Source organism: Streptomyces sp. NPDC043685 (genome assembly GCF_056436585.1).
On the sequence record NZ_JBWKCH010000004.1, the window covers coordinates 15,382 to 41,008 of the forward strand.

General features: G+C 71.5%; 23 protein-coding genes. 11 read left to right on the forward strand and 12 right to left on the reverse strand.

What is annotated here, in order from left to right; all coding sequences use genetic code 11:
* Position 1 precedes the first annotated feature (1 nt).
* Positions 2-1,702 carry a BACON domain-containing protein gene (locus AC0665_RS13470; RefSeq protein ID WP_478705048.1) on the reverse strand — a complete coding sequence of 567 codons (1,701 nt, stop codon included), beginning with the start codon at positions 1,700-1,702 and terminating at the stop codon, positions 2-4.
* A 197-nt stretch (positions 1,703-1,899) separates the two neighbouring features.
* On the opposite strand from AC0665_RS13470, the gene radA reads away from it, so the two are divergent.
* Positions 1,900-3,309 (forward strand): DNA repair protein RadA, encoded by a 1,410-nt coding sequence (radA, locus tag AC0665_RS13475; RefSeq protein ID WP_358479295.1) that lies wholly within the window; start codon positions 1,900-1,902, stop codon positions 3,307-3,309.
* A gap of 80 nt (positions 3,310-3,389) precedes the next feature.
* Positions 3,390-4,514, forward strand: coding sequence for a DNA integrity scanning diadenylate cyclase DisA (disA, locus tag AC0665_RS13480; RefSeq protein WP_361949538.1), 1,125 nt, complete (start codon positions 3,390-3,392; stop codon positions 4,512-4,514).
* A gap of 73 nt (positions 4,515-4,587) precedes the next feature.
* Here the strand turns inward: disA and AC0665_RS13485 are convergent, their stop codons facing one another.
* Positions 4,588-5,445 (reverse strand): hypothetical protein, encoded by an 858-nt coding sequence (locus AC0665_RS13485; protein WP_468635092.1) that lies wholly within the window; start codon positions 5,443-5,445, stop codon positions 4,588-4,590.
* Positions 5,446-5,950: 505 nt separating this feature from the next.
* Between AC0665_RS13485 and AC0665_RS13490 the strand changes: the two genes are divergently transcribed.
* The 5 genes from AC0665_RS13490 to cseC all read left to right on the forward strand — a co-directional run bounded on the left by AC0665_RS13490 (position 5,951) and on the right by cseC (position 10,583).
* Positions 5,951-6,928 (forward strand): HhH-GPD family protein, encoded by a 978-nt coding sequence (locus AC0665_RS13490; RefSeq protein WP_478603617.1) that lies wholly within the window; start codon positions 5,951-5,953, stop codon positions 6,926-6,928.
* A 282-nt stretch (positions 6,929-7,210) separates the two neighbouring features.
* Entirely contained in the window at positions 7,211-7,750 is a 540-nt protein-coding gene (locus AC0665_RS13495; protein ID WP_030251439.1) for a SigE family RNA polymerase sigma factor, read from the forward strand.
* A complete protein-coding gene (locus AC0665_RS13500; protein WP_468408698.1) occupies positions 7,738-8,394 on the forward strand; it encodes a hypothetical protein in 657 nt (218 codons plus the stop codon). The genes AC0665_RS13495 and AC0665_RS13500 overlap by 13 nt, the downstream gene beginning before the upstream one ends.
* A gap of 129 nt (positions 8,395-8,523) precedes the next feature.
* On the forward strand, positions 8,524-9,225 hold the full coding sequence (cseB, locus tag AC0665_RS13505) for a two-component system response regulator CseB (RefSeq protein ID WP_468408696.1): 702 nt from the start codon (positions 8,524-8,526) through the stop codon (positions 9,223-9,225).
* 8 nt (positions 9,226-9,233) lie between these two features.
* Entirely contained in the window at positions 9,234-10,583 is a 1,350-nt protein-coding gene (gene cseC / locus AC0665_RS13510; RefSeq protein ID WP_468408694.1) for a two-component system sensor histidine kinase CseC, read from the forward strand.
* Between the two features lie 25 nt (positions 10,584-10,608).
* Here the strand turns inward: cseC and AC0665_RS13515 are convergent, their stop codons facing one another.
* From AC0665_RS13515 to AC0665_RS13525, 3 genes are all read right to left on the reverse strand, one after another.
* On the reverse strand, positions 10,609-11,055 hold the full coding sequence (locus tag AC0665_RS13515) for a VOC family protein (protein WP_468408692.1): 447 nt from the start codon (positions 11,053-11,055) through the stop codon (positions 10,609-10,611).
* A gap of 71 nt (positions 11,056-11,126) precedes the next feature.
* The gene (locus tag AC0665_RS13520; protein WP_468408690.1) at positions 11,127-11,561 is read right to left on the reverse strand and encodes a helix-turn-helix transcriptional regulator; all 435 of its coding nucleotides are present in this window, start codon (positions 11,559-11,561) and stop codon (positions 11,127-11,129) included.
* 282 nt (positions 11,562-11,843) lie between these two features.
* Positions 11,844-13,427 (reverse strand): MDR family MFS transporter, encoded by a 1,584-nt coding sequence (locus AC0665_RS13525; protein ID WP_468635084.1) that lies wholly within the window; start codon positions 13,425-13,427, stop codon positions 11,844-11,846.
* 123 nt (positions 13,428-13,550) lie between these two features.
* On the opposite strand from AC0665_RS13525, the gene AC0665_RS13530 reads away from it, so the two are divergent.
* Positions 13,551-14,147, forward strand: a complete 597-nt coding sequence (locus AC0665_RS13530) for a TetR/AcrR family transcriptional regulator (protein WP_363117644.1) — start codon at positions 13,551-13,553, stop codon at positions 14,145-14,147.
* Between the two features lie 22 nt (positions 14,148-14,169).
* On the opposite strand, the gene AC0665_RS13535 is transcribed toward AC0665_RS13530, so the two are convergent.
* Positions 14,170-14,898, reverse strand: coding sequence for a M23 family metallopeptidase (locus AC0665_RS13535; protein WP_478603610.1), 729 nt, complete (start codon positions 14,896-14,898; stop codon positions 14,170-14,172).
* Positions 14,899-15,337: 439 nt separating this feature from the next.
* Here AC0665_RS13535 and AC0665_RS13540 point away from each other — a divergent pair, with 439 nt between their 5' ends.
* Positions 15,338-15,964 carry an HAD family acid phosphatase gene (locus tag AC0665_RS13540; protein ID WP_478603608.1) on the forward strand — a complete coding sequence of 209 codons (627 nt, stop codon included), beginning with the start codon at positions 15,338-15,340 and terminating at the stop codon, positions 15,962-15,964.
* A 61-nt stretch (positions 15,965-16,025) separates the two neighbouring features.
* Positions 16,026-19,085 carry an NACHT domain-containing protein gene (locus AC0665_RS13545; protein ID WP_478603606.1) on the forward strand — a complete coding sequence of 1,020 codons (3,060 nt, stop codon included), beginning with the start codon at positions 16,026-16,028 and terminating at the stop codon, positions 19,083-19,085.
* Positions 19,086-19,163: 78 nt separating this feature from the next.
* On the opposite strand, the gene AC0665_RS13550 is transcribed toward AC0665_RS13545, so the two are convergent.
* The gene (locus AC0665_RS13550) at positions 19,164-21,689 is read right to left on the reverse strand and encodes an ATP-dependent Clp protease ATP-binding subunit (protein WP_363117640.1); all 2,526 of its coding nucleotides are present in this window, start codon (positions 21,687-21,689) and stop codon (positions 19,164-19,166) included.
* Positions 21,690-22,130: 441 nt separating this feature from the next.
* Between AC0665_RS13550 and AC0665_RS13555 the strand changes: the two genes are divergently transcribed.
* A complete protein-coding gene (locus AC0665_RS13555; protein WP_478603603.1) occupies positions 22,131-22,826 on the forward strand; it encodes an SCO3374 family protein in 696 nt (231 codons plus the stop codon).
* Positions 22,827-22,835: 9 nt separating this feature from the next.
* Here AC0665_RS13555 and AC0665_RS13560 read toward each other — a convergent pair whose 3' ends face one another.
* The 5 genes from AC0665_RS13560 to AC0665_RS13580 form a co-directional block, all read right to left on the reverse strand.
* A complete protein-coding gene (locus AC0665_RS13560; RefSeq protein WP_468408679.1) occupies positions 22,836-23,174 on the reverse strand; it encodes a histone-like nucleoid-structuring protein Lsr2 in 339 nt (112 codons plus the stop codon).
* A gap of 264 nt (positions 23,175-23,438) precedes the next feature.
* Entirely contained in the window at positions 23,439-23,972 is a 534-nt protein-coding gene (locus AC0665_RS13565; RefSeq protein WP_468408677.1) for an amino-acid N-acetyltransferase, read from the reverse strand.
* Positions 23,973-23,981: 9 nt separating this feature from the next.
* Positions 23,982-24,419 carry a BlaI/MecI/CopY family transcriptional regulator gene (locus tag AC0665_RS13570; protein ID WP_478603686.1) on the reverse strand — a complete coding sequence of 146 codons (438 nt, stop codon included), beginning with the start codon at positions 24,417-24,419 and terminating at the stop codon, positions 23,982-23,984.
* A 181-nt stretch (positions 24,420-24,600) separates the two neighbouring features.
* Positions 24,601-24,789 carry a hypothetical protein gene (locus AC0665_RS13575; protein WP_468635076.1) on the reverse strand — a complete coding sequence of 63 codons (189 nt, stop codon included), beginning with the start codon at positions 24,787-24,789 and terminating at the stop codon, positions 24,601-24,603.
* Between the two features lie 18 nt (positions 24,790-24,807).
* Positions 24,808-25,449: a hypothetical protein gene (locus AC0665_RS13580; protein ID WP_478603683.1), complete on the reverse strand. Its 642-nt coding sequence runs from the start codon at positions 25,447-25,449 to the stop codon at positions 24,808-24,810.
* Positions 25,450-25,627 lie beyond the last annotated feature (178 nt).

Sequence of the window (25,627 nt, forward strand, 5' to 3'; positions counted from 1 at the left end):
GTTACGAGGTGGCCGGGCTCGGGTCGCCGCCGTCCGAGGGCGGGGGCGTCGAGCCCGCCGGCTCGGTCGGGCCGGTGTCCGTGGGGGTGGGGTCCGGGTCGGGTGACGGGGGCGGGGTGGTCGGCGTCGGGTCCGGGTCCGGGGCGGAGGTCGTGGGTGTCGGGTCGGGCCGGGTCGGGCCCGGGTCGCTGGGCCGAGGGTCCGGGCCGGGGCCGGAGGGGCTGGGCGCGGTGCCGTAGCCGTCGATGTGGACGACGGCGCCCGCCGGTGCGATCGCCACCCGCGCGTGCCAGGGTCCGGCGGGCTCCCGCAGATGGTCGACGTACACCTTGATCGTCAACGACTCGCCGGGCCGCAGCGTTCCCGACGACCGGCTGAGGTAGAGCCAGGGGGCTCCCGTGGTCGCGGACCAGCGGACCGGTGCCGGGCCGGTGGCGGTCAGGGTGACGAGGGTGGTGTCGCCGCTGTGGTCCGCGGTGACCTCGAGGGTGGTCTCGCGGCCGGCGCCGGCGACGCCGATGACCTCCACGGAGACGTCGGCCTTGCCGTCCTTGCCGAAGCGGGGGCCGGGCCGGGTGCTCGCGTTGCCGGTGTTCTCGTAGCCGCCGCCCGCCATCTCGCCGTCCAGGCCGAAGGGGTCGTCCGCCTCGCGCGCGGAGGCCGAGCGGCCGTCCCGGCCCTCACCGACGGGGGTGCCCCGGTAGGCCGCCCACAGGGCGAGCACGGGAGCGGCCACCACGGTGGCGACGACGGTCGTGGTCACGGCACGCGCGCGGAGACGGTCCCTCCGGGCGGCGTGGTCCTTGGGGTCCATCGGGAATCCGCGCCGGTCGAAGCGGGGCGCGAGCCCCCGCGCAGGGTGCGACATGGCGACGTGCAGGGCCGCCCGGGGCGCGGGCAGGACGGGCAGTTCGGCGGGCGTGACGCTGGTGCCGGGCCAGCGGCCGGGGATGGCGCGCTCGGCGGTGCGGCGGCAGCGCGGGCAGTCGTCGACGTGCCGGACGAGTTCGCGGCGCAGGGCCGTGCCGAGCACGAGCCGGTCGTCGCCCGCGAGGTGCGCCACGCTCGGACACGCCCGGGTCTCGACCACGGCGAGGGCGGCACGCGTGCGTTCCACCTCACAGGCGGCGGAGGCCAGCAGGTCGCGGGCGGCGGCCGGGTCCATGCCGAGGACGGCGGCGACCTCGTGGGCGGCGAGGTGGTGGCGCACGGCCAGTTCGAGCGCCTCCCGCTGCTCCGGGGTGGTGCCGGCGGCCTCCGGCCAGGCGAGCAGGGCCAGTTCGCGACGGCGCCGCTCCTGGACCTCCTCGGAAGGCGCCGGGGCGGCCGGCCGGTCGGCGCGCTGCCGTGCGGCGCGGCCCGCGGCGTGGCTGCTCTGACGTTTCTGCTTGGCCTCGGCCAGCTTGCGCAGGCACGCCCAGCGGGCCAGCGCGTACAGCCAGGCCCTGCGGTCCGCGGGCGCCTCGGGTGCGTGCCGGCCCCGCCGTTCGGCGAGGGCGAGGACGTCGCCCAGGGCGGCGGTCGCGGCCTCGTGGTCGCACAGCACCGACAGGCAGTAGGTGAACAGGCCGTCCAGGTAGGGCTCGTAGCGCGCGGGCGGCCGCTGCGCCAGCGTGCGCGCAGCCCCTCGGTCACGCGCTTCCCGGTGCGCCCGGTGCGCGCCGGCCGTGCGGGTCGAGATCTCCGGAGTACTGCTCATCATTCGGCGACCGTAGGGGGCCGGGAGTGGCACCTTCAGGCGGCTTGAGCACATTTAATCCGTACGGGTGAAACGATCCCTCAATCGGGGACATGAACCAGGCGTTCCGCCGCTGGCGCGGGGTGGCGGACCCCTGGCGCGCAGCCGGCCGCCGTCGGCCGCTCCCCGCGATGTCAGTGCCGGCGGCTACGGTTTCGTCCATGGCTGCCCGTACGAAGACCACCAAGGACCGCCCGTCCTACCGCTGCACGGAATGCGGCTGGCAGACGGCGAAGTGGCTCGGCCGCTGCCCCGAGTGCCAGGCCTGGGGGACGGTCGAGGAGTACGGCACGCCCGCGGTGCGTACGACCGCGCCCGGCCGGGTCACCACCTCCGCCCTGCCGATCGGCCAGGTGGACGGCCGTCAGGCCGCCGCCCGCCCCACCGGCGTGCCGGAGCTGGACCGCGTGCTCGGCGGCGGGCTGGTCCCCGGCGCGGTGGTGCTGGTCGCCGGTGAACCGGGCGTCGGCAAGTCGACGCTCCTGCTCGACGTGGCGGCCAAGTCCGCCAGCGACGAGCACCGCACGCTGTACGTCACGGGTGAGGAGTCGGCGAGCCAGGTCCGGCTGCGCGCCGACCGCATCGGCGCCATCGACGACCACCTGTACCTGGCGGCCGAGACGGATCTGGCGGCGGTGCTGGGCCACTTGGACGCGGTGAAGCCGTCCCTGCTGATCATGGACTCGGTGCAGACGGTGGCGTCCCCCGAGATCGACGGCGCGCCCGGCGGCATGGCCCAGGTGCGGGAGGTCGCGGGGGCGCTGATCCGGGCGTCCAAGGAGCGCGGCATGTCCACGCTGCTGGTGGGCCACGTCACCAAGGACGGCGCGATCGCGGGCCCGCGCCTGCTGGAGCACCTGGTGGACGTCGTCCTGTCCTTCGAGGGCGACCGGCACGCCCGCCTGCGTCTCGTGCGCGGCGTGAAGAACCGCTACGGCACCACCGACGAGGTCGGCTGCTTCGAGCTGCACGACGAGGGCATCACGGGCCTCGCCGACCCGAGCGGCCTCTTCCTGACGCGCCGGGCCGAACCCGTCCCGGGCACCTGCCTGACCGTCACGCTGGAGGGCCGCCGCCCCCTGGTCGCCGAGGTCCAGGCGCTCACGGTGGACTCGCAGATCCCCTCCCCGCGCCGCACCACCTCGGGCCTGGAGACCTCCCGCGTGTCGATGATGCTCGCGGTGCTGGAACAGCGCGGGCGGATCAGCGCCTTGGGCAAAAGGGACATCTACTCCGCGACGGTCGGCGGTGTGAAGCTGACCGAGCCGGCCGCGGACCTGGCCGTCGCCCTCGCCCTGGCGAGCGCGGCGAGTGACACACCTCTCCCCAAGAACCTCGTCGCGATCGGCGAAGTGGGCCTCGCGGGCGAGGTGAGGAGGGTCACGGGAGTGCAGCGCAGGCTGGCCGAAGCCCACCGTCTGGGCTTCACGCACGCGCTGGTCCCGGGCGATCCGGGCAAGGTCCCGGCGGGCATGAAGGTGCTGGAGGTCGCGGACATAGGGGACGCCCTGCGGGTCCTTCCGCGGTCCCGTCGCAGAGAGGCCCCACGGGACGAGGAGGGTCGCCGGTAGACTTTGCCCTGGTCTCGCCCGTCCGTGCGAACCGAGCGCGCGACACGGGGGCGCCCAGAACCTGCGACCGGAGGAGTGCAGTGGCAGCCAACGACCGGGCATCTGCTCCCGGAAAATCCGGCGGGAGCGCCGGTACCGATGGCCTGATGCGCGCCTCCCTGAGCGCCGTGGCACCCGGCACCGCCCTGCGTGACGGCCTGGAGCGCGTGCTCCGGGGCAACACCGGCGGGCTCATCGTGCTCGGCTCCGACAAGACCGTCGAGGCGCTGTGCAGCGGCGGTTTCGTGCTGGACGTCGAGTTCACCGCGACCCGTCTGCGCGAGCTGTGCAAGCTGGACGGCGGCATCGTGCTGTCCTCGGACCTGTCGAAGATCCTGCGCGCGGGCGTGCAGCTGGTCCCGGACCCGACGATCCCGACGGAGGAGACCGGCACCCGGCACCGCACCGCGGACCGCGTCAGCAAGCAGGTCGGTTTCCCGGTGGTCTCCGTCTCCCAGTCGATGCGCCTGATCGCCCTGTACGTCGACGGCCAGCGCCGCGTCCTGGAGGACTCGGCGGCGATCCTGTCCCGGGCCAACCAGGCGCTCGCCACCCTGGAGCGCTACAAGCTCCGCCTCGACGAGGTCGCGGGCACGCTGTCGGCGCTGGAGATCGAGGACCTGGTGACCGTCCGGGACGTCTCGGCCGTCGCCCAGCGCCTGGAGATGGTGCGCCGCATCGCCACCGAGATCGCCGAGTACGTGGTGGAGCTCGGCACCGACGGCCGCCTCCTGGCCCTCCAGCTCGACGAGCTGATCGCGGGCGTCGAGCCCGAGCGCGAGCTGGTCGTGCGGGACTACGTCCCCGAACCCACGGCCAAGCGCTCCCGCACGGTCGACGAGGCCCTCGCCGAGCTCGACGCCCTCAGCCACGCCGAGCTGCTCGAAATGTCCACGGTGGCGCGGGCGTTGGGCTACACCGGCGCGCCGGAGACGCTGGACTCGGCGGTGTCGCCGCGCGGCTTCCGCCTCCTGGCCAAGGTGCCCCGGCTGCCCGGCGCGATCATCGACCGCCTCGTCGAGCACTTCGGCGGGCTCCAGAAGCTGCTCGCGGCGAGCGTCGACGACCTCCAGACGGTCGACGGCGTGGGCGAGGCCCGGGCACGCAGCGTCCGAGAGGGCCTGTCCCGGCTGGCGGAGTCGTCGATCCTGGAGCGGTACGTCTGACGCGTGGGCACCCGGACGAAACGGCGGAGGGCGGTACCCGGCACGGGGTACCGCCCTCCGGCTTACTCCGGCCCTAGTCGGCGGAGAGCACGAACGACGTCTGGACCTTCGCGAAGCCCGGCGCCTTGGCCTCCACCAGGTAGGTGCCCGCCTTGGCCGAACCCGCCGGAGGTGTGGCGCATTCGGGGGCGCTCGGCTTGCGGTCCCACTTCACGGTGTAGGTGATGCCGCTGCCGGCGGCGACCCGGTACAGCTGGTGCGCGGCGGCCTTGGGGCAGTCCTCTGACGACCAGTAGTCGTCGTCGCTGCTCGCGGGGGCGATCGTGAACACCGCGTTCTTCGGCCCGAGATCGATCTTGCAGTCGCTGCCGGAGACGTTGCGCGCGGTCAGCAGGAACGTGGGCGTCTGCTCGGGGTCGTAGGTGTTGTGCCGGCTGCGCAGGCTGAACTTGACGGCGCTCGCGGTGCAGTTGGGCAGGGTGGAACCGGCCGGCAGGGTGTCGCCCGCGCCGACGCCGCCCGAGGTGCTGCCGCTTCCGGAGCCGCCGGAACCGCCCGACCCTTCGGACCCGCCCGAGCCGGAACCGCCGCCGGACCCGGAACCGCCGCCGGCTCCGCCGTCCCCCGAACCGTCACCGGACCCGCCGCCGGACCCGGACGACGAGCCGCCCGAACCGCCACCGCCCGACTCGTCGCGTCCCCCGGGGGCTTGGCTGATGGCCGGGCCCGAACTCGACGGGCCGGGCGTGATCGAGGGCGCGGGATTCTTGCCGTTGGCGCCGTTGTCGCCGTCCTTGCCGCCCCCGCCGCCCATCGTCACGATCCAGACGGTCAGCAGCGCCAACACGGCCACCACAGACACCAGTACGACCCTCCGACGCCAGTAGATGGAGGAGGGAAGCGGCCCGACCGGATTGCGCAAAGATCCCACGGCCCAAACCTTACGAGAGATCGGCGCGTTCGCCCGTCCCACCCGCCGCTCGGAGCGACAACTTTTCCGGATCATCATTCCGGAAATCCCGTGCCCGCCTTCGTCTTTCGTCCGTCACGGCTCTGACGGTCGCAGGGCGTGACGGTATCGCCCCATCGCCTACCGTCCGTGATCACTCGTGGTGGGCACGCCGCAGCACCGGTGCGGCGCCCTTCGCCTCACGACGAGACGTCCCGCGCGCCACTGAGCGGGGCCGCACGGCGCGCCGCGGGGCCAGGACGCCCATGCGCCGGTCGATAAGTGGCCAAGCGGGCAAGCAGTTCACGACATCCCGCGGGCGAACTGCTGTCGCCATGCGGCCGGTTGGGGATGAATGAGGGCAGCCGAGGCGGCGCTCACTCACGATCGGCGGCTCGGACGGAGAGCTGCCGATCGTCGGGCAACCCCCTCGGCGGGGTGGCGGTGTGCCCGGTTCGGCGGCTCTGCGTGGCACCATCGAAAGGCCATGACTGCTCCCACGAAGCCCCCGCACCCCTCCACCGACACCGCCGCCGTCGCCGTACCCGCCTCCGCCGCCGCCCCCGTCGGCGCCCCCTCCGGCCCGCCCCCCGGCGAGCACCTGCACTCCCCCGTCATCGACTGGTTCGGCGAGAACGCCCGTGACCTGCCGTGGCGGCGTCCCGAGGCCGGGGCGTGGGGGGTGATGGTCAGCGAGTTCATGCTCCAGCAGACGCCCGTGAGCCGCGTCCTGCCCGTCTACGAGCAGTGGGTGGCGCGCTGGCCGCGTCCCGCCGATCTGGCCAAGGAGGCGCCCGGCGAGGCCGTGCGCGCCTGGGGCCGGCTCGGCTACCCGCGCCGTGCGCTGCGGCTGCACGGCGCCGCCGTCGCCATAACGGAGCGGCACGGCGGCGACGTACCGGCCGATCACGCGCAGCTGCTGGCGCTGCCCGGCATCGGCGAGTACACGGCCGCCGCCGTCGCCTCCTTCGCCTACGGGCAGCGGCACCCGGTGCTGGACACCAACGTGCGCAGGGTCTTCGCCCGCGCGGTCACCGGCGTGCAGTACCCGCCGAACGCCACCACCGCCGCCGAGCGCAGACTGGCCCGCGCGCTGCTGCCCGAGGACGAGAGCACCGCCGCCCGCTGGGCCGCCGCCTCGATGGAACTGGGGGCGCTGGTCTGCACGGCGAAGAGCGAGTCGTGCCACCGCTGCCCGATCGCCGCGCAGTGCGCCTGGCGGCTGGCCGGCAAGCCGGAGCACGACGGGCCGCCGCGCCGCGGCCAGACGTACGCGGGCACCGACCGGCAGGTGCGCGGGCGGCTGCTCGCCGTGCTCCGGGAGGCCCACGGGCCCGTCCCGCAGGCGGCCCTGGACCGGGTGTGGCACGAGCCGGTGCAGCGGGCCCGCGCGCTGGACGGTCTGGTCGCCGACGGTCTGGTGGAACCGCTGGCGGACGGTTCGTACCGGCTGCCGATGACCTGACGTACAGAGAGTTCACAGCGCGGATCGCCGTCCGTCACAGAAGCCGGGGTGGGCAAATCACCCCGAACCGCCCCCAACACCCCCATGGCTTTACCCCGTTCCGACTTCCGTTACACAACCGACGGACAGCCGAGCGCTGGCCGCAGGCTGCTTCGGACAACGCCGTGACAACGCCTCCGTACCTTCGAACTCGTTCCCGGAAGACACGGGACGACGAAGACCACAGGCAGTACACGGGCGGCGGGGAGCCGGCCCGAACGGGGAAACGGGAGGCGGTTCACCATGGCGCAGGGCGAGGTGCTCGAGTTCGAGGAGTACGTCCGCACCCGGCAGGACGCGCTGCTGCGCAGTGCCCGCCGCCTGGTCCCGGACCCGACGGATGCGCAGGACCTGCTCCAGACGGCGCTGGTACGGACGTACGGCCGCTGGGAGACCATCGAGGACAAGCGGCTGGCCGACGCGTATCTGCGCCGGGTGATGATCAACACCCGCACCGAGTGGTGGCGGGCGCGGAAGCTGGAGGAGGTCCCGACCGAGCAGCTCCCGGACGCCTCGGTCGACGACGCCACCGAGCAGCACGCGGACCGCGCCCTGCTGATGGACATCCTGAAGGTGCTCGCCCCGAAACAGCGCAGTGTCGTGGTGCTGCGACACTGGGAGCAGATGTCCACGGAGGAGACGGCCGCCGCCCTCGGCATGTCGGCCGGAACGGTCAAAAGCACGCTGCACCGGGCGCTCGCCCGGCTCCGCGAGGAGCTGGAGTCCCGCGATCTGGACGCACGCGCGCTGGAGCGTGAGGAGCGGGAGCGGTGCGCGGCCTGACCGGCGAGGGTTCCGCGCGGACCCGGGGCGGTATCCAGGCGGTGAGCGCGGCACTGGCCGTGCCCACCGCCCTCGCCCTTTTGGTGTCCGGGTGCGGTTCCGGCGGGACCGGTGCCCGGGACGAGGGCCCGGCGCACGCCGAGTCGGTGGCGGGCGCCGCTGCGGCCACCCCGTCCGCCGCACCGTCGCAGTCGCCCGACACCGTGAACGCGGTCAAGCTCGTCAAGGACGACCCGAAGGTCGCGCCCGAGGTGAAGCGCGATCTGAAGCCGTGCGTCGCCGACGAGTATCCGGTCGACGTCTCCTACGGCAACCTGACCGGCGGCTCCGCGGACGACGTCGTCGTCAATGTGCTGACCTGCGGTGACGCGGTGGGTGTGGGCAGTTACGTGTACCGCGAGCAGGACGGCTCGTACGAGAATGTGTTCAAGGCCGAGGAGCCGCCGGTCTACGCGGAGATCGACCGCGGCGACCTGGTGGTGACCAAGCAGGTGTACGAGAAGGGCGACCCGGTGTCGAGCCCCTCCGGGGAGAACGTGATCACGTACAGATGGACCTCCGGCCACTTCGCGGAGAAGTACCGCACGCACAACGACTACGGGAAGGTCGTCGGCGACAGCACGACACCGGCGCCCGCGAGCTGACGCGGGCCCGGAGCCGCGTGAACCGATCGGGCCGCTCGGACCGATCCCCCGGTGAACGCACCGCACGGCCCGTGCGTCGAAGCAGTGAGAACGCACCCCCACGGACCACGAAGGACTGAGAGCACCGGGATGGCAGACCAGACCCACGTCCTGTTCGTCGAGGACGACGACGTCATCCGCGAGGCCACGCAGCTCGCCCTGGAACGGGACGGCTTCGTGGTCACCGCCATGCCCGACGGACTGTCGGGCCTGGAGGCGTTCCGGGCGGACCGCCCCGACATCGCGCTCCTGGACGTCATGGTGCCCGGCCTCGACGGGGTCAGCCTGTGCCGCCGCATCCGGGACGAGTCGACCGTGCCGGTGATCATGCTGTCGGCGCGGGCCGACTCCATCGACGTGGTGCTGGGCCTGGAAGCGGGCGCCGACGACTACGTGACCAAGCCGTTCGACGGTGCCGTCCTGGTCGCCCGGATCCGCGCGGTGCTGCGCCGCTTCGGGCACGCGGGCGGCGGCCGGGGCGAGGAGGTGCCCGCCCCGGCGAGCGGCGGGGTGCTGGCCTTCGGGGACCTGGAGGTCGACACCGAGGGCATGGAGGTCCGCCGCGCCGGGCAGCCGGTGGCGCTGACACCGACCGAGATGCGGCTGCTGCTGGAGTTCTCCTCCGCGCCGGGCACGGTGCTCTCCCGCGACAAGCTGCTGGAGCGGGTGTGGGACTACGGCTGGGGCGGGGACACCCGCGTGGTCGACGTGCACGTGCAGCGGCTGCGGCAGAAGATCGGCCAGGACCGGATCGAGACGGTCCGTGGCTTCGGCTACAAGTTGAAGGCCTGAGCAGGGGTATGAGGGGGCAGTTCCGGCGCCTGGTCGCCACGGGCTTGGACCGGGCGGGCATCCGCACCGGCCTCAGATGGAAGCTGAGCGCGGCCATCGCGCTGGTCGGGGCACTGGTGGCGATCGCGTTGAGCCTGGTCGTGCACAACGCCGCCCGGGTCTCGATGCTGGACAACGCGCGTGACCTCGCCGACGAGCGGATCATGATCGCCCAGCGCAACTTCGAGCTGTCGGGGCGGATGAACTTCCCCAACACCAAGATCAACGACCCGGAGCTGCCGCACGCGCTGCGGGAGCGGGTCGAGGCGGGCCGGCGGGCGACGTACGTGGCGGACCGGCCGGGTGACGTGCCCGACATATGGGCCGCCGTGCCGCTGAAGAACGGGCAGGTGATGTCCCTGCACTCGGGCTTCACCGACCGCAGCTCGGACATCCTTCAGGACCTGGACCAGGCCCTGCTCATCGGATCCATCGCCGTCGTCCTCGGCGGCAGCGCGCTCGGGGTGCTCATCGGCGGGCACCTCTCGCGGCGGCTGCGCAAGGCCGCCGTCGCGGCGAACCAGCTCGCGGGCGGCGAGACGGACGTACGCGTGCGGGACGCCATGGGCGGGGTGGTGCGCGACGAGACGGACGACCTGGCGAGCGCGGTGGACGCCATGGCGGACGCGCTGCGGCAGCGCATCGAGGCCGAGCGGCGGGTCACCGCCGACATCGCGCACGAGCTGCGCACCCCGGTGACCGGGCTGCTGACCGCCGCCGAGCTCCTGCCGCCCGGACGCCCGACCGAGCTGGTGCTGGACCGGGCGAAGGCCATGCGCACCCTCGTCGAGGACGTGCTGGAGGTGGCCCGGCTGGACGGGGCCTCGGAGCGGGCGGAGTTGCAGGACATCATGCTGGGCGAGTTCGTCGCCCGGCGGGTGGCGGCCAAGGATCCGGCCATCGAGGTGCGCATCGTGCACGAGTCGGAGGTCACCACCGACCCGCGCCGTCTGGAGCGCGTGCTGTTCAACCTCCTGGCCAACGCGGCCCGGCACGGCAAGCCGCCCATCGAGGTCAGCGTCGAGGGCCGGGTCATCCGGGTGCGCGACCACGGCCCGGGCTTCCCCGAGGACCTGCTCGCCGAGGGGCCGAGCCGCTTCCGCACCGGCAGCGCGGACCGGGCCGGGCACGGTCACGGGCTCGGTCTGACCATCGCGGCCGGGCAGGCCCGGGTGCTGGGCGCCCGGCTGACCTTCCGCAACGTCCGCACCCCGGGGACGCCGGAGCACCTGCCGGCCGAGGGCGCGGTCGCCGTGCTGTGGCTGCCGGAGCACGCGCCGACCAACACGGGGAGCTACCCGGTGCTGCCGGGGTCGTAGGCCTCTCGCCCCGGCACCGACGCGGTCAGCAGGTCCAGTCCCGGTCCAGGTCGAGTCCGCCCTCGCGGGGCTGGGTGAAGGAGAACCAGTTGCCGGAGTCGTCGCGGAACAGCGCCTCCGTGCCGTACGGGCGCTCCTGCGGCTCCTGGAGGAACTCCACGCCCCGGTCCTTGAGCTTCTTGTAGTCGCCGTGGATGTCGTCGGTGGTCAGCACTCCCGCGCCGAGCGCGCCCTTGGTGACCAGCTTGCGGAGCATCTCGGCGGACTCGGGGTCCATCGCGGGCCCGCCGGGCACCATGAGCGTCAGCTCCACCTCGGGCTGGTTCGGCGAGCCGACCGTGAGCCAGCGCATGCCGCCCTCGCCCATGGTCATGTCCGTACGGACCTCCAGGCCCAGTTTCTCCGTGTAGAACTCCTTGGCGCGGTCCTGGTCGAGGACCCAGACGGTCGAGATGGCGAGACCCTTGATCATGGTGTACTCCTGCTCTGACGCTGCGGCTGCGGCTGGTCGTGCCCGCACTGTCACGGTAGGCAGCGGCGGGGTCAGCCCGCTTCTCCGGAATTGCGCTGCTTGCCGGCGCCGGGCGCGGGGCGGAAGCCGCCGGCCCAGAGCATGGCGTAGCAGCCGGGTATGAGGGCGGCTCCCCGGCCCACGTGCTTGGTCCGGTACTCGCTCGGGGTCAGGCCGGTCCAGGTCTTGAAGCGGGCCGAGAAGGTGCCGACGCTGCTGAAGCCGACCAGGTGGCAGATCTCCGTCACCGACAGGTTCGCGGTGCGCAGCAGGTCCTCGGCCCGCTCGATGCGCCGGTGCGTCAGGTACTGACCGGGGGTCTCGCCGTAGGCCTCCTTGAAGGCGCGGATGAAGTGGTAGCGCGAGTACCCGGCGTGCGCGGCCATGGTGTCCAGGTCGAGCCCGGGGTCGGCCCAGTCCCGGTCCATGGCGTCCTTGGCGAGCCGGATCCGGCGCGTCTTGTCCATGCGGCCGATGGTGGCACGGGGCTGTGACAACGGCCCGGCTCACGGCCGCGCACGACCGACGCGCATGACGAAGGCCCCCGGGCGGACACTCCCGGGGGCCTCACGTGGTGCGGCGGACGAGCTCTGCGGCCGGACGGCGTTGCGCGGGCCGGACCGCGTCACCCGGCCGGGCGGCCGGGCGGCCTTCTGCCGTCAGGCGGCGTTGCGCGGCTGGGCGCCGTCACAAAGCCGGACGGTCTCCTGCCGTCGGACGGCGTGGCCCAGCCGGACCGCGTCGCGCGGTCAGACGGCCTCGACCATGGGCGCCTGCGCCGTCGCGGCGTCCGGCGTGCCGTCCTCCTTGGGCCCGGCCCCCTTCAGCGGCACCTCCTTGACGAACACGGCCGCCACGAGTGCGACCACCGCCACCACCGCGCCGAGCAGGAACGCCGAGTGCGTGCCGGCGGACACCGCGTGCTGGTACGCCTCCCGGACCGGCACCGGAAGCTCCAACAGGCCCTTCGCGTCGAGCTGCGCGGACTGCTCGGTCACCTTGGAACCCAGCGCCCCGGCCCGCTCGACCATGACGTCCTGGACGCGGTGGTTGAACAGCGCGCCCATGATCGCCACGCCGAAGGAGGAGCCGAGCGTACGGAACAGAGTGGTCGACGAGGACGCCACACCCATGTCCTTCATCTCCACGCTGTTCTGCGCGACCAGCATGGTGATCTGCATCAGGCAGCCCATGCCGAGTCCGACCACGGCCATGAAGACACCGGAGGTCAGCCGGGAGGTGCCGGTGTCCATCGTGGACAGCAGGTAGAGCCCGACGATCATCAGCGCGCCACCGGCGATCGGGAAGATCTTGTACTTGCCGGTGTTCGTGGTCACCCGCCCGGCGACCATCGAGGTCACGAGCATCGCACCGAGCATCGGCAGGAGCAGCAGCCCGGAGTTCGTCGCGGAGGCACCCTGCACGGACTGCTGGTACAGCGGCAGGAAGAGGGTGGCGCCGAACATCACGAAGCCGGTGATGAAGCCGATGACCGACATCAGCGTGAAGTTGCGGCTGCGGAAGATGTGCAGCGGCAGCACCGGCTCGGCGGCCCTGGTCTGCCAGAACAGGAACCCGACGAGCGCGGCGACGCCGATGCCGATCAGCTCCATGATCCGCGCGGAGCTCCAGGCGTACTCCGTCCCGCCCCAAGTGGTGACGAGCACGATCGCGGTGATGCCGACGGTCAGCAGCGCGGCACCCAGGTAGTCGATCCGTGCCTGGGCGCGCTTCTTCGGCAGGTGCAGCACGGCACTGACGGCGACCAGCGCGACCGCGCCGAGGGGGAGATTTATGTAGAAGGCCCAGCGCCAGCCCCAGTGGTCGGTGATGGTGCCGCCGACCAGCGGACCGCCGATCATCGCCAGCGCCATGACGCCCGCCATCATGCCCTGGTACTTGCCGCGCTCACGGGGCGGGATCAGGTCACCGATGATCGCCATGACGCCGACCATCAGACCGCCGGCACCGAGGCCCTGCACGGCGCGGAAGCCGATCAGCTCGTTCATGTTCTGGGCCATGCCGCTCAGCGCCGAGCCGATCAGGAACAGGACGATGGACGACAGGAACGTGCCCTTGCGGCCGTACATGTCGCCGAGCTTGCCCCACAGCGGAGTGGAGGCCGCGGTGGCGAGCGTATAGGCGGTGACGACCCACGAGAGACGTTCGAGCCCGCCCAGGTCACCGACGATCGTCGGCATCGCCGTACCGATGATCATGTTGTCCAGCATCGCGAGCATCATCGCGATCATCAGCGCGAGCAGGACCACCCGCACGCTCTTCGGCTGTTTCCCCCCGGCGTCGGCCGCCGGCGTGTCCGTTGTGTCCGTCATCGCTTCCCACTCCCCCAGCTACCGCTACTTACTTGCCGACCGGCTAGTGACTACACTCGGAAGCTAGCCGCGGAACTAGCCGGGCGTCAAGTAAGTTTTATGGAAAGCGGGCGGCGTAGGAGGATGGGCGGCACCATGGACGGCACCAGGCAGCGGCGCCGCGGGGACACCCGCCGGCGCATCCAGGACGTGGCCCTCGACCTCTTCGCGGAGCACGGCTACGAGAAGACCTCCCTGCGCGAGATCGCGGAGCATCTCGAGGTCACCAAGGCGGCGCTCTACTACCACTTCAAGACCAAGGAAGAGATCCTCGTCAGCATCTTCGAGGACCTCACCCAGCCGATCGAGGACCTGATCGAGTGGGGCCGGCAGCAGCCGCCCACCCTGGCGACCAAGCAGGAGATCATCCGCCGTTACGCCGACACACTCGCCGAGGCGGCGCCGCTGTTCCGCTTCATGCACGAGAACCAGGCGACGGTGCGGGACCTGCGGATCGGCGACTCCTTCAAGGCGCGCATCACCAGCCTGCGCGACATCATCGTCGACCCGGACGCCGAGCTGGCCGACCAGGTCCGCTGCGCCAGCGCGATCTTCACGCTGCACGCCGGCATGTTCCTGCTCCAGGACATGGGAAACGACCCCGAGGAGAAGAACAAAGCCGTCCTCGAGGTCGCCACGGACCTGGTGACCCAGGCCCACCGGGGAGCCGGGGGCTCCTAGGGCCTGGGGGTCACGCCTTCGGTCAGACCGTCACGCCCTTGGCGCGCAGGAACTTCACCGGGTCGACCGCCGAGCCGTAGTTCGGGGTCGTACGGATCTCGAAGTGCAGGTGGGGACCGCTCGAGTTGCCGGTGTTGCCGGACTTGGCGATCTCCTGGCCGGTCTTGACGATCTGGCCGATCCGCACCTCGACCTTCGACAGGTGGGCGTACTGGGAGTACGTGCCGTTGCCGTGCTTGATCACGACGGCGTTGCCGTACGCGGGGCCGTCACCGGCGCCGTTGCCGCCGGCCTTGACGACGGTGCCGCCGTGGGCGGCGACGACCTGGGTGCCGCTCGGCACGGCGAAGTCCTGGCCGCTGTGCTTGTGCGCCCACATGCCGCCGTTCTGGGCGAAGCTCGCGGACAGCGTGTACTTCTTCACCGGGTCGACCCAGGAGGGCTTGGCCTTCTTGGCGGCGGCCTTCTTGGCGGCGGCCTTCTTGGCGGCGGCCTTCTTCTCGGCCGCCTTCTTCGCGGCGGCGGCCTTGGCGGCCTTCTCGGCCTTCACGGCCTCGGCCTTGGCGGCCTTGGCCTGGGCGGCGGCCTGCGCCTGGACGGCACTGGCGGCACCGGACGCGGCCGTGGTGTCGGCGGCGGACGCGACCCCGGCTCCCAGTGCGACCGAGACACCAAGGCCGGCGGCCAGCACGGTCGCACGGGTGCGGAGCTGGGACGTACGGGAAGAACGGGACGTGACGCGCTGGGACATCGAAACCTCGTATGGAAGGGGACGGAGAAAACCACCCGGCGCACTGACGCTCGCCGTGTGGCCATCCCTTGGTAACCCGAAGTCCGACATGCGCCCAAAAGCGTGATCTACGGCGTTAGTTAGTAATGTGGTTCAGTGTTCTACGTCTCTTGACAGGCCAGCCATTCCGGACGAATAGGGCACTGGCTAGCACTTCCACCCTCGGAGAAGGTCAAGAACCCCTTTTCTCCCGACCCGTTAGCCACTATTCCGGTTAGTACCGGACATATCGCCTGTGCGGCATGTCACCGGGGCGCCTCTTCGGCCATTCCGGAAATGTGGCGCACGCCTCTAGGCACCTACCGTCCGGTAACCCTACGGTTCCCCTCGCGCCACCCTCGAGCACAAGCATGCACACGACATGTTGGCAGCGTCACGGACGTGAGAGGACCCCCACGACATGCAGATCCGACGCCCCTGGTTGCGCCGTGCCTCGGTGACCGCCGTCTCGGCGGCAGCCCTGGTCGCGATGGCCGCCCCGGCCGACGCCACGACCGCCGCCCCGGCCTCCTCCCCGTCCGCCACCGCGGCGGACGTCGACTACGGAACCTGGCAGAAGGACTGCCGGGCCGTGATGGACCAGGCGCTGCCCTACCTCAAGCAGCGGATCGCGACCACCAACCCGGGCGAGAAGCAGGCCGTCGTCCTCGACATCGACAACACGGCGCTGGAGACCGACTTCGGCTTCAGCTACCCGCAGCCGGCGAACAAGCCGGTCCTGGAGGCCGCCAGATACGCGCAGGACCACGGCGTCGCCCTGTTCTTCGTGACCGCCCGCCCCGACATCATCGCCTCGTTCACCCAGTACAACCTGAAGCAGGCCGGCTACCGGGTCTCCGGGCTCTACGTCCGCGGCTTCGGCGACCTCTTCAAGAACGTCGCCGACTACAAGACGGCCCAGCGCGTCGACATCGAGCGCAAGGGCTACACGATCATCGCGAACATCGGCAACAGCGCCACCGACCTGTCGGGCGGCCACGCCGAGAAGACGTACAAGCTGCCGGACTACGACGGGCAGCTGTCCTGACCCCGACGAATCAACTCCGGGTACTCTCGGCCCCGTTCACGCGATCACGGGGGTGCGGCGGTTGGATCCGACAGTACTCGGCGGCAAGCTGGCGTCAGGAATGGTCGCCCCGCTGCTGAAAAAGCTCTTCCGCCCGGAAGGACCGGGAGCGGGCCTGGTCGACAAGCCCGTACGCCTGGCCGCTCTCGTGTCCTTCCGGGGCGAGAAGCGCACCCTGACCGAACCGGACGTGCACAAGCTGGCCGCGCGGATCGTGGCGCAGGCGGTGGACTCCCCGGGCGAGCCGCCCTTCCCGGCGGACGAGCACATCGCCGTCACCGACACCCTGGCCCGCCGGCTGCTCGCCCTGGGCGACCTCGACATGGACGACGTCCAGGCGGTCCGCCTCGGCCACCGCGAGCTGGCCAGGGAGCTGCACCAGTCGGGCCCCTACCCCGACGGCCTGTCCGCGGACGCCTGCCACTTCCTGGACCACGCGACCGAGTGGGCGTGCCTCAACATCCTGGAGTTCTTCACCCGCCGCTCCACCTTCGTCGCCCGCACCCTCGTCGAGCAGACCCGCGACCAGGCGGAACTGATCGCCAAGGTCGACGAGCTGCTCACCCGCGCCCCCCGCCCGGACGCACGGGACGCCGCCTTCGAACGCCGCTACCTGCCGTACGTCGCCGAGCGTCACAACCACCTCACCATCTACGGCATCGACCTGCGGGACTCCCCCGACCGCTGGCCTCTGGAGGTCGCCTATCTGACGCTGGAGGCGACGGTCGACCAGGAACCCGACCGGGCCGGCCCACCCGGCGAGGACCAGCCGGCACGCGCCGGGCGGATGCCCGCCGACGGCGCGCTGGAGCAGGACTCCCGGGTGCTGCTGCGCGGCGACGCGGGCTCGGGGAAGACGACCCTGGTGCAGTGGCTGGCGGTGACCGCGGCGCGCGCGGGCACGCACATCCCGTTCGTCCTCCCGCTGCGCACCCTGATCCGCACCGGCCCGCTGCCCGCACCGGCCGCCTTCCTGAGCGTCGTCGGCTGCCCGCTGTCCCCACCGGACGGCTGGGCGGAGCGCGTGCTGACCACCCGCCGGGCGCTGGTCCTGGTCGACGGTCTGGACGAGGTCCCGGCCGCCGACCGTCACGCCACCCGTGACTGGCTGCGTGCCCTCATCCACGCCTACCCGGGCAACCGCTGGCTGCTGACCACCCGGCCCACCGCCGTACGCACCGAGTGGCTCGCCCAGGAGGGCTTCCGGGAGCTGTCCCTGGCACCGATGGGCCGGGCCGAGGTCGCCACCTTCGTGCACCGCTGGCACCGGGCGGCGCGCGCCCCGGAGTACGAGCAGCGGCTGCTGGACTCCCTGCGCACCAAGCGGGACCTGGCCCGCCTCGCCACCAACCCCCTGATGTGCGGCCTGATCTGCGCCCTGCACCGCGAGCGCCGCGGCTATCTGCCGACCGGGCGCAAGGAGCTGTACGACGCCGCCCTCGCCATGCTGCTCTCCCGCCGGGACCGGGAGCGCGGCATGGGCCCGGTCGAAGGACCGGAGCTGGGCGAGGCGGCCCAGCTCGAACTGCTCCAGCGCCTCGCCTACGCCCTGGTGCTGAGCGGCCGCAACGAGATGACCCTGGAGACGGCCGAGCGGATCGTGGAGCGCGCGCTGCCCGCGCTGGCGCCGGAGGCCCACCGGGGGGACGCCCCGACGGTGCTGCGGACCCTGCTGCTGCGCAGCGGAGTGCTGCGCCGCCCGGCCCAGGACGTGATGGATTTCGTCCACCGCACCTTCCAGGACTATCTGGGAGCCCGGCACGCCGTGGAGGAGGGACACCTCGACGTGCTCATCCGTCATGCCGACGACACCCACTGGGAGGACGTCATCCGCATGGCCGTGGCCCACGCCCGGCCTCACGAGCGGGTCCTGGTGCTGCGGGAGCTGCTGGCCCGGGACACGCCCCGGCTCACCCTGCTGGCCTTGGCCTGCCTGGAACACGCCACGGCGCTCGATCCCGCGGTGCGCGGGGAGGTGGAGGCTCGGGCCGCCGCGCTGATCCCGCCGCGCACGACCGGGGCCGCCCGAGAGCTGGCGGAGGCGGGCCCGCTGGTGCTGGAGCTGCTGCCGGGGCCGGAGGGCCTGACGGACGAGGAGGCGCTGGGAGTCGTGGCCACCGCCTCGGTCGTGGGATCGGAGGAACCAGGCGGCGCGCTCGCCGTGCTGCGCCGCTTCCGCGACCATCCCGACCACGGCGTGCGACGGCAGCTGGCGGGGACCTGGCACCGGTTCGACGCCGAGGAGTACGCGGTCGAGGTGCTGGACCACCTCGACCGCTCGGACCTCTTCGTCACCTGCGCGTCGTCCGCCCAGCTCACGGCCCTCGGCCGGATGCGCCCCTGGCCCGAGCTGACCTTCGAGGGCCCGCACAGCGCCGAGGACATCGTGGCCGCCGTGCCCGAGCCCGGGGCGGTGACCGACCTCGGCATCCAGCTGAACCAGCGGCTGACGGAGCTCGGCGCCCTGCGGCGCTTCACCTCGCTGGCCAGACTGACACTCTTCGAGTGCCCGTACGCGACGGGTCTGGAGCACCTGCGGCCGCTGCCGCTCGCCGAACTCGTCCTCCACACGACCGCGGATCCGACGGGGCTGCGGTCCCTGTCGTCACTGACCTTGCTCTCCGTGGCCCAGGAACTGCCCGGGGCCGACCTCACCGACGCCCTGCCGACCGAGGCGCCGCTGGGCTACCTCTTCCTGGGCCGCCACAGCACCGACGCGACCGGTCTGCGGGGGCTGCGCCACTGGGACGCGCTGCACACGCTCAGCCTCGGACCGCTGACCACGGAACTGACGGCCGAGGACTGGCGGGAGGTCGCCGCGCTCCCCGGGCTCACCAGCCTCTACCTGAACGCGTCGATCATCCGGGATCTGCCGGCCTCCATCGGCTGTATGCCGGAGCTGCCCCAGGTCGGGACGGTGCGGCTCTCCGGGATGGACGGCACCGAGCATCTCGCGGCACTGGCGTCCCGGCTGCCCGGACTGCACTCGGTGATCCTGGGGCCCCTGCCCGGGCTTTCCTTGCCGGTGTCGGACTTCCAGCCGCTGTTCCCGGGTGCGGACGTCACCGCGGCGCGGCGCTGAGGCCCCGGCGAAGCACGAAGCGGGGCCACCGCCCGAAGGTGGTGGCCCCGCTGTCGTGTCACACGTGTCCCGGAGGGATCACGCGTCCTTGCTCAGGTTCGGACCCGTGCCACCGGCCGCCTGCTCGATCGGCGGGACGTCCGGCAGGGCCGCCTTCTCCTCGCCGCGGAAGGTGAAGGTCTTGGTCTCGCCCTCGCCCTCCGTGTCGACGACCACGATGTGACCGGGGCGCAGCTCGCCGAAGAGGATCTTCTCCGACAGCGAGTCCTCGATCTCGCGCTGGATGGTGCGGCGCAGCGGACGCGCACCCAGCACGGGGTCGTAGCCCTTCTTGGCCAGCAGCTCCTTGGCGGACTGGGAGAGCTCGATGCCCATGTCCCGGTCCTTCAGGCGCTCGTCGACCTTGCCGATCATCAGGTCGACGATCCGCAGGATGTCGCCCTGGGTCAGCTGCGGGAAGACGACCACGTCGTCGACGCGGTTGAGGAACTCGGGCCGGAAGTGCTGCTTGAGCTCGTCCGAGACCTTGTTCTTCATGCGCTCGTAGTTGGTCTTCGTGTCACCCGAGGCCGCGAAGCCCAGGTTGAAGCCCTTGGAGATGTCCCGGGTGCCGAGGTTGGTCGTCATGATGATGACCGTGTTCTTGAAGTCCACGACCCGGCCCTGGGAGTCGGTCAGGCGACCGTCCTCCAGGATCTGCAGCAGCGAGTTGAAGATGTCCGGGTGGGCCTTCTCGACCTCGTCGAAGAGGACGACCGAGAACGGCTTGCGGCGGACCTTCTCCGTCAGCTGGCCGCCCTCCTCGTAGCCCACGTATCCGGGGGGCGAACCGAAGAGGCGCGAGACCGTGTGCTTCTCGCTGAACTCCGACATGTCGAGGGAGATCAGCGCGTCCTCGTCACCGAAGAGGAACTCGGCGAGCGCCTTGGACAGCTCGGTCTTACCGACACCGGACGGGCCGGCGAAGATGAACGAGCCACCGGGACGCTTGGGGTCCTTCAGACCGGCACGCGTACGGCGGATCGCCTTCGACAGCGCCTTGACGGCGTCGTTCTGGCCGATGACCCGCTTGTGGAGCTCGTCCTCCATGCGGAGCAGGCGGCTGGACTCCTCCTCGGTCAGCTTGAAGACCGGGATGCCGGTGGCGGTCGCGAGGACCTCGGCGATCAGCTCGCCGTCGACCTCGGCGACGACGTCCATGTCGCCGGCCTTCCACTCCTTCTCCCGCTTGGCCTTGGCGGCGAGGAGCTGCTTCTCCTTGTCGCGCAGGGAGGCGGCCTTCTCGAAGTCCTGCGAGTCGATCGCGGACTCCTTGTCCCGGCGGACACCGGCGATCTTCTCGTCGAACTCGCGCAGGTCCGGCGGCGCGGTCATCCGGCGGATGCGCATCCGGGAACCGGCCTCGTCGATCAGGTCGATCGCCTTGTCCGGCAGGAAGCGGTCCGAGATGTACCGGTCGGCCAGGGTGGCGGCCTGGACCAGCGCCTCGTCGGTGATGGAGACGCGGTGGTGCGCCTCGTACCGGTCACGCAGACCCTTGAGGATCTCGATCGTGTGCGGCAGGGACGGCTCCGCGACCTGGATGGGCTGGAAGCGGCGCTCCAGGGCCGCGTCCTTCTCCAGGTGCTTGCGGTACTCGTCGAGCGTGGTGGCACCGATGGTCTGGAGCTCACCGCGGGCCAGCATCGGCTTCAGGATGGAAGCGGCGTCGATGGCGCCCTCGGCGGCACCCGCACCGACCAGCGTGTGCAGCTCGTCGATGAACAGGATGATGTCGCCGCGGGTGCGGATCTCCTTGAGGACCTTCTTCAGGCGCTCCTCGAAGTCACCGCGGTAGCGGGAGCCGGCGACCAGGGCGCCGAGGTCCAGGGTGTAGAGGTGCTTGTCCTTGAGGGTCTCGGGCACCTCGCCCTTGACGATGGCCTGGGCGAGGCCCTCGACGACGGCGGTCTTGCCGACGCCGGGCTCACCGATCAGCACCGGGTTGTTCTTGGTACGGCGGGACAGCACCTGCATGACCCGCTCGATCTCCTTCTCGCGCCCGATGACCGGGTCGAGCTTGGACTCACGAGCGGCCTGGGTGAGGTTCCGGCCGAACTGGTCGAGGACCAGGGACGTGGAGGGCGTGCCCTCGGCAGGACCGCCGGCGGTGGCGGTCTCCTTGCCCTGGTATCCGGAGAGCAGCTGGATGACCTGCTGCCGCACGCGGTTCAGATCTGCGCCCAGCTTCACGAGGACCTGGGCGGCCACGCCCTCGCCCTCGCGGATCAGGCCGAGCAGGATGTGCTCCGTGCCGATGTAGTTGTGGCCCAGCTGAAGGGCCTCGCGGAGCGACAGCTCCAGGACCTTCTTGGCACGGGGGGTGAAGGGGATGTGCCCGGACGGGGCCTGCTGGCCCTGGCCGATGATCTCCTCCACCTGCTGGCGGACCGCCTCGAGCGAAATCCCGAGGCTCTCAAGGGCCTTGGCGGCGACACCTTCACCCTCGTGGATCAGACCCAGGAGGATGTGTTCAGTGCCGATGTAGTTGTGGTTGAGCATCCGGGCTTCTTCCTGAGCCAGGACGACAACCCGCCGCGCGCGGTCGGTGAACCTCTCGAACATCGTTAATCGCTCCTCAGAGCGGTCAGGCAGTGGGGGGAACTTCCCCTCCCTGTCCTTCCGCAGCTTAGTCCCGCAAGCGGGGACCGCTCATTCCAACTGCCGACACCGGACCGAGAACCAACACTGCCTCCTGACCCCGAACGCCGACATCTGCTCCAACCCGATGGTGCGAGACGATGTTCCCGCAGGCCAGGCAGATACCCCACTCGCCAGTACGCCGATGGCGAACGTGAGACGGCCTTTTCTGCGTGTCGCCCCCTCCCACTAGGGATGTCTTACCCGCGCGGACCGGAAGACCATGCCGAGTGCCCCCGTTCCCTCCGCTACGGGCGAACAACCTTGCGCCTCCCCGCACCCCCCGCGCGCCCCCATTTCGCCACACCGTGCGTTTGAGGCGCCACCCAGCGTAACCCGCACGCCCTTCCGGCTGTTGCACTTGGCATGTTCGGCGCCCCTCAGCCCGTGATCGCATCCTCGGCCCCGCTCGTCCCGCTCCCCCGCCGGCCGCTCGACCCGGCCGGCGCGAGCGGTCAGGTCCGGCGGTGGTACGAGAACGAACTGCGGTGGCCGACGGTGCCCGGCGATCCGCTGCGACTGGCCGTGGGACCGCGCTACGACGTCCTGGACGTGCCGGCGGAGGCGGGTCACGCGGCGCTGCGGCGCTCGGTGCCGACCGGGCCCGTCGCCCTGCACGGCGACCGGATGCTGCTGCTGGTGGCCGCGGGCAGCGCGGAGGAGCTTCCCGGGCTGCTGGAGTGGCTCGACTGGGGGTGCCTGGCGCTGGACCTGGCGGCGATCGGCCCGGGAGGCGTCATGGACGCCCCGTCGCCCCCGGAGCCTCAGCGGGAGAGGGCGGTGCTGCCGGCGCGCGCGTCGCACGCCGAGGCGTCCCGCGAGGCGGGCGCTCCGCCCTCCGTGCCGTGCCCGGCCGGTTCCCAGGGGGCCGCCGTGTGGCTGCGGCCCCCCGAGCCGGGATGCGAGGTCGAGGCCTCGCTGCCGACGCTGTCGGCGCTGGGGGCAGAGGGGAACGCCCCCGATCTCGGGCGGCTGGTGAACACGGTGGCGACCCAGTGCCACCGGCTCCGGCTGCGGCGCGCGTGCGCCCAGCCGCCGGCCTTGCGTGCGCAGGGTCGGTGAAGCCGCTGTTCAGCCGTTGGCCTTCTCGTAAGCCTCGCGGATGGTCGCGGGAACACGGCCGCGGTCGTTGACCTCGTAGCCGTTCTCCTTCGCCCAGGCGCGGATCGCCGCGGTGTCCTGGCTGCCGCCGCTCGCGGCGGCGCGCGTCTTTCCACGCCCACCCGAAGCACGGCCTCCGGTACGACGACCGCCCTTCACGTAAGGCTCGAGAAGGCCGCGGAGCTTGTCCGCATTGGCGGTGGTGAGATCGATCTCGTACGTCTTGCCGTCCAGCGCGAACGTCACGGTCTCGTCCGCCTCGCCACCGTCGAGGTCGTCGACAAGAAGGACCTGAACCTTCTGTGCCACCGGATTTCCTTTCATCGATATCTTCAGGGCCGGGGTGTGCCGGCGTCCGCCGTATCGCCGTCCCCTGTTATATGCAGTACTGCAGTACGTCGGAAAGCAAACCGCTTTTGCCCGAAAAACACAAACCCCCGGCAGAGACCAGCGGCCCGGGCTCGGTCCGGAAACGTGCGCGTTTCGGACATAGGGCACCTGGGCAGGGTCGGCACGGCGGAATATGCCGGGACAACCGTGCACGCCGTCTTGCGGACGACTGGCGTCCGGCGATCACAGATGCAGAAGCATCCGACTGTTGCCCAAGGTGTTCGGTTTCACTCGTTCGAGTCCGAGGAACTCCGCGACGCCCTCGTCATAGGAACGCAGCAGCTCCGCGTAGACATCCCGGTCGACGGGCGTCTCACCGATCTCCACGAAGCCGTGCTTGGCGAAGAAGTCGACTTCGAAGGTCAGACAGAAAACGCGGCGAACACCGAGCCAGCGGGCGGTCTGAAGCAACTTCTCCAGCACCCGGTGCCCGACGCCCGCGCCCTTCAGCCCTGGCTTCACCGCGAGAGTGCGGACTTCCGCGAGGTCTTCCCACATCACGTGCAGCGCACCGCAGCCGACGACCTCGGCGTTGTCGTCCCGTTCCGCGACCCAGAACTCCTGGATGTCCTCGTAAAGCGTCACCATCGCTTTGTCGAGCAGGATGCCGCCGCGGACGTAGGCGTCGAGGAGACGGCGCACGGCCGGGACATCGCTGGTGCGGGCCCGCCGGACGGTGATGGCTTTTGCGGTGGCTTCGGGGCTCTTCGCGGACATGACGGGACGCTATCGCCCGTCGTGGTCCTGAGCGGAGGCGGGGTTCTGCGCCGGGCCTTCCGGGGGTTCCGCTCCTTCGGCCGGTTCCACGGATTCCGACGGTTCGGTCGGTTCCTGCGTTTGAGGGCCCTGGACGATGCGTACGGCATCACTGAGAGACCGCCGCTGTTCCTCGCTCATCATCCCGAAGAAGGCGACGAGAGCGGCGGCGGGGTTGTCGCTCTGCGACCAGGCGTCGTTCATCAGGGCGGCCGCGTAGGCGGCGCGGGTGGAGACCGCCTCATATCGATAGGCGCGGCCTTCCGCCTCGCGGCGCACCCAGCCCTTCTGATGGAGATTGTCCAAAACGGTCATCACGGTGGTGTACGCGATGGACCGCTCCTTCTGAAGATCTTCCAGGACTTCTCGAACGGTCACCGGGCGGTTCCACTTCCACACCCGCGACATGACCGCGTCTTCGAGTTCTCCCAATGGGCGAGGCACAGCTCAGAACAATAGTGGGAGATCCCGGTAATGGCGTGGCGGACGTGCGCTTCACCGGCGAACGGGAACAAAAAGGGCGTACGACTCGAAAGTGCGAGCGCCGCGGGGGCGGGCTCGCCGAGTCGTACGCCCTCTCGGGGGTGGGTCAGGCCTCGGCCTTCGGGGGCGCCGCGGCGGGGCCGGAGGCGCTCTGCGCGCGGGCGAGGGCGGCGTCGACGGCCGCGTCCTCCTTGGCCTTGTTGGCGCCGCCCTGTGTCTTCACGATCACCCGGATCACGCCGATGAAGAAGACGGCCATGACGACCGGGGGCAGGAGCGCGGAGACGTAGTCCATGGATCCAGGGTAGCCACGTCAGCCCGCGGCGAGCTGCTGGGGGTTCGCCGGGGGTGGCGGTGTCGGCTTGCGGCGCGGGAAGACCTCGCCCGGGGTGGGGATCGGACGGGAGGGCTTCGGGGTGCCCGGGGCGGGCACCGGGGGCGGGCCCGGGGCGGGCTTGGGGGCCGCCGGCTTGCGGGCGGGCTTCTTCTCGGGCTGCTTGCCCGGGCCGTCCCCGGCGCCGACGGCGGCGCGGCGGCCTCCGGGCAGGGCCAGGAGGCGGGTGCGGGTGCGGGAGCGGGAGCCGGGCACGACGACCGCGGGGACGGCGGCGGTGACGGGCGGGACGGTGCAGCGGTCCAGGAGGGCCGCCGCGGCGGGGTTTCCGCGCAGGGCGCGCAGGGCCGCGAGGTCGTCGGGCAGGGGGCGGTAACCGGCGCCCAGCGCCTCCTCGAGGAGCGCGAGGTAACCGGCGGCGGTACCGGGGAGGGCGGCGCGGTAGCGGCCCAGGTCGGCCACGAGGAAGGCGCGCAGCCTGGCTCCCTCCCGCACCGCCTCGTCGAGTGACTCTGCGAGGCGGAGACAGTCCTGGACGTCGTCGGCCGAGGCGTGGGTGGGGTGGAGGGCGAGGGCGAGAGCGCGGCGGAGCACACGCAGCTCCTCCACGCCGAACGCCATGCCGCCGCGGGATCCGTATGGCGTGGGCATGTGGCGACGATACGCGCTAATCAGACAAATTCGACATAGGGGACGGGTGTGGCGCGGGGGGACCACCCGTCCCGCCTAGGGTCTGTCGTGGTGTTCCGTTGCGCACGGCAGGCCCGGGGGCCGGGTGTGTACCGGCCCCCGGTGCGAG